Annotated in this window: 8 protein-coding genes; 5 read left to right on the forward strand and 3 right to left on the reverse strand. The window is 45.5% G+C overall.

Annotated features, from left to right (window positions below; translation table 11 throughout):
• Window positions 1-135 precede the first annotated feature (135 nt).
• A complete protein-coding gene (locus QUB20_RS19660; protein WP_333248593.1) occupies window positions 136-1,401 on the reverse strand; it encodes a folylpolyglutamate synthase/dihydrofolate synthase family protein in 1,266 nt (421 codons plus the stop codon).
• A gap of 160 nt (window positions 1,402-1,561) precedes the next feature.
• Between QUB20_RS19660 and QUB20_RS19665 the strand changes: the two genes are divergently transcribed.
• Window positions 1,562-2,566, forward strand: a complete 1,005-nt coding sequence (locus tag QUB20_RS19665; RefSeq protein WP_333248591.1) for a DNA cytosine methyltransferase — start codon at window positions 1,562-1,564, stop codon at window positions 2,564-2,566.
• Window positions 2,567-2,700: 134 nt separating this feature from the next.
• On the opposite strand, the gene QUB20_RS19670 is transcribed toward QUB20_RS19665, so the two are convergent.
• A complete protein-coding gene (locus tag QUB20_RS19670) occupies window positions 2,701-3,918 on the reverse strand; it encodes a glycosyltransferase (protein ID WP_333248589.1) in 1,218 nt (405 codons plus the stop codon).
• 78 nt (window positions 3,919-3,996) lie between these two features.
• Window positions 3,997-4,878 (reverse strand): 16S rRNA (cytidine(1402)-2'-O)-methyltransferase, encoded by an 882-nt coding sequence (gene rsmI / locus QUB20_RS19675; protein WP_333248587.1) that lies wholly within the window; start codon window positions 4,876-4,878, stop codon window positions 3,997-3,999.
• 79 nt (window positions 4,879-4,957) lie between these two features.
• Here rsmI and QUB20_RS19680 point away from each other — a divergent pair, with 79 nt between their 5' ends.
• From QUB20_RS19680 to QUB20_RS19695, 4 genes are all read left to right on the forward strand, one after another.
• Window positions 4,958-5,815, forward strand: coding sequence for a sugar kinase (locus QUB20_RS19680; RefSeq protein WP_333248585.1), 858 nt, complete (start codon window positions 4,958-4,960; stop codon window positions 5,813-5,815).
• 248 nt (window positions 5,816-6,063) lie between these two features.
• Window positions 6,064-7,188: a cupin-like domain-containing protein gene (locus QUB20_RS19685; protein WP_333248582.1), complete on the forward strand. Its 1,125-nt coding sequence runs from the start codon at window positions 6,064-6,066 to the stop codon at window positions 7,186-7,188.
• A 90-nt stretch (window positions 7,189-7,278) separates the two neighbouring features.
• A complete protein-coding gene (locus QUB20_RS19690; protein ID WP_333248579.1) occupies window positions 7,279-8,157 on the forward strand; it encodes an inositol monophosphatase family protein in 879 nt (292 codons plus the stop codon).
• 458 nt (window positions 8,158-8,615) lie between these two features.
• Window positions 8,616-11,884, forward strand: a 3,269-nt coding sequence (locus tag QUB20_RS19695; RefSeq protein ID WP_333291592.1) for a DUF4347 domain-containing protein, incomplete at its 3' end; no start/stop codon positions are given.

Here is an 11,884-nt window from a genome sequence, read left to right on the forward strand (position 1 = left end):
AGTCTGTTTGTATAATTAGCTATTTCTATTCTCCTATTCGCTGCTAACGGACATGATATTAGGACAAGAAACCGAATGTTTATGAAGCACCTCTTGCCAGTTTACCCGAACAATTCATCTTAAGCCAGGATGCGTTTAAGCTTGGGATTGTTGTTGTTGCAGAAAATAGCCGACGAGATAAAGCGAACCGCAAAGGATTGTGAGGTTGTCACCTGTAACAGCAGCATCTAAAGCTGTTGTTAAGTCGGGGAAGGCTTGACAGAGAGTTAATTCGGGGCAGATAATTTGAGCTAGGGTGGCTAATTCTGCGGGGGATGATGAGTTTTGATCGGGTACGGGTACTAAGTAAAGCCGATCGCCCTTTTTGAGTAATGCTTTCAAAATATCGTCGCAGTCTTTAGTCGCAAGAATGCCGATTACCCAGTTAATCGGTGACTGGTGATGGTTCAGGCCATCGACATATTCACGCAGGGCGATCGCGGCGGCTGGATTGTGCGCGCCGTCAATTAATATATTGCGGTTTTTCCAAGTTGTCTGCTGGAGTCTTCCGGGCCATTGGGTTTTGGCGATACCGTTTTCGATGGCGGTTGGGGAAATTTGCCATCCTTGGTTTTGGAGAGTTTGCAAAGTTGCGATCGCAATTGCTGAATTCATTAGTTGAATTTTTCCCAGCAGCGGCAATTGATATTTTATTTTAACCCCATTTTGATTTAACTGATATTCTGCGAATCCTTGTCCTAAATCTACTGCTGGTTTTACCCAAGTTGCCGGACAATCTAATTCTTGAATGCGTTTTTCTACTACTATTCTAGCTGATTCTGGCAATTCTCCGATCACTGCGGGACATTTTGCTTTAAGAATTCCCGCTTTTTCCCCAGCAATATCTGCCACGGTGGGGCCGAGTATTTGCCAGTGTTCAAGACTGATAGAAGTGATGACGCTAGCGAGAGGTGTTTCGCAAACGTTAGTCGCGTCTAATCTACCGCCTAATCCAGTTTCTATGACTGCGATGTCTGTTTTTTGTTCGGCGAAATACAGCCAAGCTGCTGCGGTGATTATTTCAAATTGAGTGGGAGTTTGGGTGTTGTTTTGAGTAGCGGCGACAACTCGTTTGAGACACTGTTGCAATTCTGTTGGGGAAATCGGTTTTTGGTTGATGCAAATTCTTTCTGTCCAATCAATTAAGTGCGGGGATGTGTAGCGTCCAACTCGATAGCCTGCTTCTGTTAGTACGGAAGAGAGATAAGCGCACACGGAACCTTTGCCATTGGTGCCGGCAATGTGGATAATGGGTACTTGTTGGTGGGGGTTGTCTAGTTTTTGGAGAAGTTGGTGAATTCTTTTTAAGCCGAGGTGGACGCCGAAGTGTTGGTAAGATTGGAGGATGGATTCTGCATTCATTGAGGATGATAAGTTCTGTTTGTGTGTGAATTAGATTTTTTTTTATTAACCGCAGAGGGCGCAGAGGGCGCAGAGTGAGAGAAGAAAGAGATAGATATCTAAGAAAATAGATGTTTATAATTGATTTATTGTACTTTATTGCGGGTGAAGAAAGGTGATTTTGGATATTATTTCTCTGTTTTCTGGTTGTGGGGGGTTGGATTTGGGTTTTCGTTTGGCTGGGTTTAATGCGGTTTGGGCGAATGAATATGATAAGTCTATTTGGGATACGTATAATTTCAATCATCCTGAAACTATTTTAGATCGCAGAGATATCAGAAAAATTAAATCTGATGAAATTCCCAACTGTATTGGGATAATCGGCGGGCCTCCTTGTCAAAGTTGGAGTGAAGCAGGGGCTAAGCGGGGGATTGATGACTGTCGGGGTCAACTTTTCTGGGAGTATATCAGAATTGTGCGGGACAAGCAGCCTTTGTTTTTTTTAGCTGAGAATGTTAGCGGTATCTTGGCTGCCAGAAACAAGGAAGCTTTTACTTATATATTATCGCAGTTTGAGGACATCGGGTATCGGGTTTCGTACAAGTTGGTGAATGCTAGAAATTTTGGGGTTCCGCAAGATAGGCAAAGGGTGATTGTTGTTGGTTATCGGGAAAATCTGGGTTTTAGTTTTGAGTTTCCCGAACCTGGAACCGATGTTTTGACGCTGAAAGATGCGATTTTTGATTTGCAGGCGATCGCGCCTATGTCAGTTAAGGGTAAATTAGATAATTATCACGATTCTGTCCCAAATCACGAATGTGTGGATTTGGGGTTTTCCAGCATTTATATGTCGCGCAATCGAGTGAGAAGTTGGTCAGAACCTTCGTTTACAATTCAGGCAAGCGGCAGACACGCACCTCTCCATCCTCAAGCTACTAAAATGATTTTAGTTGGCAAAGACAAACGCATTTTTGACCCCAATTCGCCTCTGCCTTACCGTCGGCTTTCTGTGCGAGAGTGCGCGAGAGTTCAGACTTTCCCGGATGAGTTTATTTTTAAGTACAAGTATATTGCTGATGGATACAAAATGGTCGGCAATGCTGTTCCTGTGAATTTGGCGAGAGTTTTAGCCAGTAAGATTTTTGAGGATATTGTCAACTTAAGCCGACCATCTACCAGTCGCTAGGGAATGAATTCCACGGGGCTTTTAGCGAAAGTCATCGCTATAAAGACTAATCTCAAATCCGTATTATTCATCTCTCTCTTCTCCTCCTCTGTGTCCTCTGTGGCCTCTGCGGTTTAATAATTCCGAATTATCTGTCATTGAAACTTGGTTAACTGACCTAGATTCTGCTGAATCGCATTTATCCCGCGAATATGAGACAAAGGAGAACCTCCGTACAAAAAGCTGTTCAAACTAACTTGATAATTTTGCTGAACTGCTAAATCCAGCCACAAATTGTTAATCGCATCTCCCGGTTTGTAGTCGGGAATGTTGTGCTGATAGTAAGGAAAACTGTCTATACAAGTATTGAAAAAGTTCTTGCGCCCGCAATGCTTTAAATACTGATATCGCGGCTTAAATTCTGTTTGATTTTCCAATACTGTATATATAGTATCTGCGAGAGATTCTGGGTCAAATTTGGCGTAAAGACCCGCACCTTCGGGGAAAACTGGCGAGTTTCCTCTGGCGTATTGGTTGAATTCTTCAAAACAAATTACAGGTACGTTGCAACTCATGGCTTCGGTAATGCCCCGGTTTTTTCCTTCTAGAAGGGAACCGAGGACGAATGCTTGGGCTCGCGAATAATATGTGGGGATTTCGCTGTAGTAGTCTACTCTCGGTACTAAGTTAATGTAGTCCGACGGATTGCCTAAAATTGCCTCTACTTGTTGCCATTCTTTTAATGCGTACTCGTCGAGAGTTTTCAGGTTGCTAGCATCAAATTCGTGGCCGGTGACTACTGTTAATTTTATCGGTTTTTGCGGATATTTTTGACGGTAAACTTTTAAGGCTTTGGCTATGATTGGCAAATTTTTTTCTTCGGAGAGTCGGGCGACGGCTAGCAAGTCGATGTCTTTGGCGGGGACGTTGCGCGGGGAAATTAAGTATTCGTTGATGAAGTCGGTGTCTTGCAGTGGTATGATTGGTTTGTGGGCGCGATCGACATAAGTTTCGCGAAACCACTTTTCTCGCTGTGGGTTTTTGTATAAACTGGAGTAGGCGTCAGCTATGGGGGCCCAGGAGTAGGAGATTCCGGGGGAATAGGTGAAGGAGAAAAATACTGAGGAAAGTTGGGGAAATAGTTTGTTGATGAGTTCGACTGCTTCGCTGAAGTAAATTCCTTTGATGAAACGCCCTTCGTAAAATAGTGGGGGAAGCAATACGTAGAAACTGACGGTATCGAAGCGGTGGGGTTGGTCTTCAAATATCTCCCAGGTAAAGGCGTCTAAGTCTGCATAGATTTCGGCGATTGGTTTGTTGATGTGGGGGTTGCGTAAATATGGTTTTTGTCGATCGTAGTTTCCGCGTACCATATAATTCTGAGTGTGAGTATCTAGCTTTTTTTATTTAACCGCAGAGGGCGCAGAGGGCGCAGAGAAGAAGAGAGATATTCACAAGTCATCCACGGGTTGTTCTAGTGATTCATTGTCGCCTATTGTGAGGGCGAGTTGGTAGATTTGGCGGCGGGGAAGGGATGTTTGTTGCGCGAGTTGGCGGCTGGCTTGGGAACGACTTATGCCTTCTGCTATTAATGTTTGCAATTCTGCTTTAATTGCGTCTTCGGAAAATATTGGGGCGGCTGTTTGGATGCCGGCTATTACGAGGGTAAATTCTCCCTGGGGTTCGCGATTGGTGTAAAGCTCGATCGCACTTTCTATACTACCACGCCAAAACTCTTCGTGCATTTTAGTTAATTCTCTCGCCAGCACAATCTGTCTTTCGCTTCCCAAACTATTTGCTAAATCTTGTAAAGTTTGTCGCAATCGGTGCGGAGATTCGTATAATATTATAGTGCGGGATTCTATTTGCAAAGCTTCTAAACTCTGTTGGCGTTCTTGACCTTTCACGGGTAAGAAACCTTCAAATACAAATCTCTCTGTTGGTAATCCTGATGCAGTTATCCCAACAATGCAGGCGGTCGGGCCGGGAATCGGAATAATGTTAATATTAGCGTCGGCGCAAGCTTTGACTAACTCGGAACCGGGGTCAGAAATTCCCGGCATTCCGGCATCGGTGACGAGGGCGATATTTTTGCCTAAATGCAGTTTGTCGATGATTTCGGGAAGTCGTTGGTGTTGGTTGTGTTCGTGATAGCTGATTTGGGGAGTTTTGATTTGAAAATGGTGCAAAAGTTTGCCTGTATGGCGGGTATCTTCGGCGGCGATGAAGTCTACTGTTTGCAAGATTTTGATGGCGCGAAATGTCATGTCTTCCAGGTTGCCGATCGGGGTTCCTACGATGTAAAGTGTTCCTGTATTGGGATTTGCTTGCATTTTAAGATTGAGATTTTTTAACGATAGGACACGGGCGGGACGCCCATGCCACAGGCCCATGCCACACATTTAAGAAGATATGAAAACTGGATTGTTTTTGGGATTGGCGACTTTAGATTTAATTTATTTGGCCGAGAAGCCTCCGGGTGAAAATCAGAAAGTTGTTGCTTCTGATTGTACCATTGCTGCGGGCGGGCCGGCGGCAAATGCTGCGGTCACTTTTAGCTATTTGGGGAATGCGGCGGTATGGGCTGGGGTTTTGGGCACTCACGCGATCGCCCAATTAATTCGTGCAGACTTAGCGGAGTATAATGTCAGGATAATCGATTTGGCACCAGGGCGATCGCACTCGCCGCCAGTTTCCTCGATTATTGTAACTGAAGCAACGGGCGATCGATCGGTAATTTCCATCAATGCTACGAAATCGCAAGTTGACAGTCAAACAATTAACCAGGATATTTTAACCTCAGTTAATATTGTACTGCTTGACGGACATCAAATCGCAGCCAGCAAAGAAATTGCTCAACTTGCCAAGTCAAAAAACATTCCCATTGTCCTCGACGGTGGCAGTTGGAAACCCGGATTAGAAGAAATCTTACCTTTTATTGAATGGGCTGTATGTTCGGATAACTTTCATCCGCCCAACTGCGACAATTCCGAACAAGTCTTTTCTTACCTGTCAGCAGCCGGGATTGCCAATATTGCCATCACTCGCGGCGAAAAATCAATTTCATACCTCAGCAATGGCAGTTACGGCAGTATAGAAGTACCTCAAATTCAAGCCACAGACACTTTAGGCGCCGGCGATATTTTTCACGGCGCTTTCTGTCACTACATTTTGCAAAATAACTTTACAGATACTCTCACCGCAGCGGCTAAAATCGCTTCCCATTCCTGCAAAAACTTCGGAACCCGCGCCTGGATGAATAAGAGTTAATTTTCAATTAAAATTAACCAAACTATCCGGTTAAAACCCCTCAAAGCTAGAAAACTTGAACTAGCAACACCTGTTAAGTTAAAATCCTGACAGCAACCTCGACAAAATTTGTGAACTTCCCTTTTCTCTTCCTTCGCGCCCGTGGAACAGGCGTCTCGCCTGTGAATTTTCGCAGTTCGTTAAAATTGCTATATTAGTGAAACAACCTCAAACCAAACCAAACACTCCCAAACCAACATACCCGAATCATGTCTGACACCCAACCCCTAACTATCACCCTTCCCCCTTTGCGGATTACCCTAACAGAACAACAGCAAGTTAACCTAGAATGGCTGACACAAAACTTGCCCAATCTACTCACCCCAAGCAAACCAGAAGTTCCCGATAATATGAAACAGTGGGTGGCGGCCAACAAATTATTAAATCAACCCGACGCCGAAATTATTCAAGCCTTAATAAATACCGGCATAGATGCGGAAACAGCCACCGCAGAAGTTAGGGAAATATCATCTCATCCCTACTTCCAAGCAGGCAGTCAGTACGTGCAGTTATTGCAGAAATTAGAATCGCATCTCAGGATTAACAATCAATTAGCTGCATTGTCTTCCAAGTTTGGCACAATCGAACGCAAAAGCAGCCTTTCCAGAGAGTATTTTCTCGAAAATTACTACGCCAAAAATACTCCAGTAATTATTACCAATATCATGCACAACTGGAAAGCGTTGCAGTTGTGGACGCCGGAGTATTTGCAAGAAAAATATGGCGATGCAGAGGTACAAATTCAAGCCAACCGCAATTCCGACCCGAATTACGAAATTAAGATAGAAAATCACAAAAAAATTGTTTTGTTCCGCAAATATGTAGACATGGTGGTCAAGGGCGGGCCTAGCAACGATTACTACATGGTTGCTAACAACCAAACTCTTGAAAGAGAGGAATTTAAACCGCTATTTAACGACATTGAAATATTCCCCGAATACCTAAATCCAACGGATACAAAAGGCAGAGTTTTCTTTTGGTTCGGCCCGAAAGGCACGATTACACCGCTACACCACGACCCAGTTAATTTAATTTTAGCGCAAGTGTCTGGTCGCAAACTAATTAAATTGATTTCTCCGCAACAAACACCTCTGCTTTACAATCACGTCGGAGTTTTCAGCAAGGTGGACGGCGAAAATCCCGATTATGACAAATACCCGCTTTACAAAGATGCGAAAATTATTGAAGTAATTTTGGAACCGGGAGAGGCTATCTTTATTCCGGTTGGTTGGTGGCATCATGTAAAATCATTGGAGGTTAGTATTTCGGTTTCGTTTACTAATTTTGTGTTTCCTAATTATTATGAATGGAAATATCCTCATATTAATTGGTAATTGCTAATGTATGGTTCCCAAGGGCGGGCACGGGGGCACCGCCCCTACAGAAATCGGCGTTTATCTGCGGTTCAAAAAAAAAAGAAATTCATGAAAACTCTCGAAGAAATCAGCGAAATTTCACGATCGATCGCCTGGAGTGCATCAGATATCCTACAATCCTATTATCGGCAGGATTCCAACACTCCTAACCTCGACATCCAAGAGAAAAAAGATGGCCCCGTCACCGCCGCCGATGTCGCTGTCAACTCTTGCATTCTCGACGGATTGCAGTCGGCTTTAGGGAATGCAGAATTTGGCTATCTCAGCGAAGAAACTTACAAATCTTATTTAGAAACTCACGGTCAAATTCCCTTACCTCAAAGTTGGGTTTGGATTATTGACCCTTTGGATGGAACGCGAGATTTTATTGACAGGACAGGTGAATTTGCTGTTCACATTGCTTTAGCCTTCGAGGGAAGACCGGTATTGGCAGTTGTGGCCTGGCCGCAACAGCAAAAGATTTATTACGCAATCCGCGATGCGGGCGCTTTTATGGAAAGTCGGGCCGGTTCTGCGGTCAAGTTGCAGGTTTCGGCGCGAAATATAGTGGCAGATTTATCTATAGTAACTAGCCGCAGTCACCGGGGCGATCGCTTTAATCAATTGTTACAAAAACTGCCTTGTCAAAATCAAATAGCTGTCGGTAGTATCGGCTGTAAAATTGCGACAATTGTCGAACAAAAGGCTGATGTTTATATTGCGCTTTCGGGAAAGTCGGCACCGAAAGATTGGGATTTGGCGGCACCGGAATTAATTTTGACTGAAGCGGGCGGTCAATTTACTCGTTTTGACGGTTCTGCTTTGCAATATAACCGGGGAGATGTGAGTCAGTGGGGGGGATTGTTGGCGAGTAATGGTTGCTGTCACGCTGCTTTGTGCGGGCAAGCTGAGGAGATTTTAGCAGGGATAGATGGGGGTTTGAAGTAAGTCCGCGCGTGCGAAGCTATCCCGTAGGGAATCGCCCGTAAAGATGGTAACGAATCAGTTTTAGGGGCGGGTTTACGAGAAATAATTGCTTAAAACCAATTATCTAGTAAACCCGCCCCCACTTTTGCCCGAAAGTCCGCCTGGGGTTGAAACGAACCGCCCAACCGCATCGCAGATATCTATTAAAAATTCCGTTCTTAATATTTCAGTCTCATTACACTTGCGATTGAATAGTTTTTGTGTTACGTCATCCACCTCGCACTAGCTCATCCGCAATATTACTTAATAAAATCCCCCATCTTTATCAAAACTTTAATTAAAAAGCTGTTTATAAAGAAAAATTTACATAGATGTTTGGAAAAATGAGTTAGGGTTACTACAACATTGACAAAGAGTTTCGCATACCCGTCGCGAAACAGGGAAATCATTGTCTTTTTTTAACCCCCAGTAGGTGCAGTATGCCAAATTTAAATAATCAAGTTTCACCAAGTGCGATCGCCTTTATCGACACTCAAGTTGAAAATTATCAAAGTTTGATTGCCGGGGTAACACCGGGTACGGAAGTAGTTGTTTTGGATGGGAATAAAGATGCGATCGACCAAATTACTCAAATTTTAGGTCTTCGCAGCAATATTGACAGCATTCACATTGTTTCTCACGGTGCTCCGGGTAGCTTGCAATTGGGCGACGGTAGCGTAAGTTTAGATGATATAGAGTGCGATCGGGATTCTCTACAGCAATGGTTTTCGCCACAAACCGACTCAAGGAGCAAAAATCGACCTAATATCCTCCTGTACGGGTGCTGTGTAGCAGCAGGCGAGACAGGTAAAGCATTTGTCAAACGCTTGAGTGAGTTAACCGGCGCGTCGGTTGCAGCTTCCCAAAACCTCACCGGAAGTGTAGCCAAAGGCGGGGACTGGGAACTGGAAGTCAGAACCGGGAAAATAGAAACGCCGCTGGTATTTGAAGCCGAAGTGTTAGCGGGTTACGAGTATGTTTTGAATAGTTTTGGTGCTGCGACTAATTTTCCCATAACCTATAGTCTCCGTAAAGTTGCGAGTGGGGACTTTAACAAAGACGGCAACCTTGACCTAGCCTTTGCAACCACTGGAGAGGGTCGCAACGTCTCGATCGCATTGGGAGATGGCACTGGCAAATTTGGCGCTGCCACTAATCTTAACACCAGCCCGCCGACCTATCTCGCTACCTCGTCTGTCGCTGTAGGCGACTTTAACAAAGACGGTAATTCTGACTTGGTTACGGCTAATAGTGGGCCTAACAACGTTTCTCTCCTCTTAGGAAATGGCGATGGCACTTTTGGTGCAGCCACCTACTTTGGGGTGGGGTCAAGTCCGTATACCGTCGCTGTGGGAGACTTCAACGGGGACGGCAATTCAGATTTAGCTACAGCCAATCAAACCTCTAACAACGTCTCCATCTTGCCCGGTAATGGTAATGGTACTTTTGGCGCAGCTACTAATTTGAACGTGGGGTCAAATCCTTATTTTGTGCTTGTCGGCGACTTTAACAAAGATGGCAAGTCAGACTTTGCGACAGCGAACGCGGGTTCTAACAACGTATCCATCCTGTTGCAGAATGCTGATGGCACTTTCGCCCCCGCCACTAACTTTACCGTTGCAAATATGCCTAATTACATTGCTTTAGGAGACTTTAATGGGGACAATAATCCTGACTTAGCAACGAGTAATGAAGGCGGCTCCAACAACGTATCAATACTGTTAGGAGATGGCACGGGAAACTTTAGTGCAGCGACCAACTTTGCCGTTGGAACACAACCCCTTGCTATTGCTAGTGGTGACTTCAATGCCGATGGAAAAGTCGATTTAGCCACAGCCAACAATTCATCGGGCAATGTCTCCGTCTTGTTTGGAAGTGGCAATGGCAGCTTTGGCACTGCCACTAATTTTGTTGTGGGAACCAATCCCCAAGGTATTGTTGTAGGCGATTTTAATAAAGATGGCTTATCCGATTTAGCTACCGCGAACTTTGGCGGTCAAAACACCTCGATTCTGCTGAATACATCCCCAGCGGTAAATTTCGGTGCTGCAACTTACAGTGGCACTGAAGGAACTGCGGATACAGTAGTCAATATTCCCGTTACTCTCAGTGGCACTCCTGACGCTGCTGTAACAGTGCCTATTGTCATCGACCCCAGCAGCACAGCCACCGAAAATTCAGACTACACCTTTTCGCCTACCTCGATTACATTCCCCGCAGGTGCAACAGGTGACGCACTCACCCAGAATGTTGCATTTACTATCAAACCAGACAACATAGTTGAAAACGCCGAAACCGCAATCCTCAACTTGGGCACAATCACCGGTGGCGTTGCAGGTACAACCAAACAAACCACACTAACTATTGCAGCAAACGGTCAACCTTCAAGCCTGAGTCCGTACCAAATCGACCTCAAAACAGGCACAATTACTGGTGCGCCAAACCCGTTTATTTCTCTAGTAAATACCCCTACCGACTCAAACGCAGATAGTTGGTTAGAAGCGGTAGCCAAAATCAATTTTGATGGCAATATCAAAAAAGCGAAATTTATCGTTGAATACGACCAAACCCCGTCAGGATGGACGGTAAATCTCGGCGACTCTGCGTCAAACGATGGCTATGGAGGGGATGGAGGCGATCAAAGCCGCGATGCAGAGATGCAGATTGTTAACGGGAATATGGCAGTTTTTGGGAATGACTACAATACACCCCCTGGCGGAGAACTTACCCCAGGAAATGTGCCTAACTTTGTTAGTAATGGTTCCCGCGTCGAGTTAGAAGTCAGCAACGAACAACTGGCGTGGGATAACAAAAGCGGGCTAAAAAATAGCCTGAATTCGCCGTATCTTTATGCTCTCAACGGTCAACCTGATGATGGCGGACCAGTCAATTCGGAGATTTACGCCGGATTTAACAGGGTAATTTCAGGGCCTGGCGATCGCATCGGATCGGGTGCTAGCAAGGTGACAATTCTGCTTAATCCGATAGACTACGCGATAAGTGCTGGTGTTGCAACCGTTACAGAAGGCAATGAAGGCACAACTGCTGCCACTTTTACTGTTACCCGCAGCGGTTGCACTGAGTTGGCGAGCACAGTAGATTATGCGATCAGGGGTACTGCTGACAGTAGCGATTACAACAACATCGGCGGCACATCCGGTGCAACTGCTGCGACTGGTACGATTAGTTTTGCAGCGGGCGAGACATCGAAAACCATTACTCTTGATGTTTTAGGCGATGCGGCGATCGAAGCCAATGAAACCCTTGAGGTTACGCTGTCCAATCCCTCGGTATTAGATTCTACACCGACAATTACCACTGCTACCGCTACCACAACTATTACTAATGATGATGTAGCGCCACCGACACCGACGCCGACGCCGACAACTGGTACTCCCACACCGACGCCGACAACTGAGACTCCCACGCCAACGCCGACACCAACACCGACGCCAACGCCGACAACTGGTACTCCCACACCGACGCCGACAACTGAGACTCCCACACCGACGCCGACAACTGGTACTCCCACACCGACGCCGACAACTGGTACTCCTACACCAACGCCGACAACTGAGACTCCCACACCGACGCCGACAACTGGTACTCCTACACCAACGCCGACAACTGAGACTCCCACACCGACGCCGACAACTGGTACTCCTACACCAACGCCGACAACTGAGACTCCCACACCGACGCCGACAAC

Origin of the sequence: Microcoleus sp. B4-C2 (assembly GCF_036705265.1) — a bacterium.
Lineage (GTDB): Bacteria > Cyanobacteriota > Cyanobacteriia > Cyanobacteriales > Microcoleaceae > Microcoleus.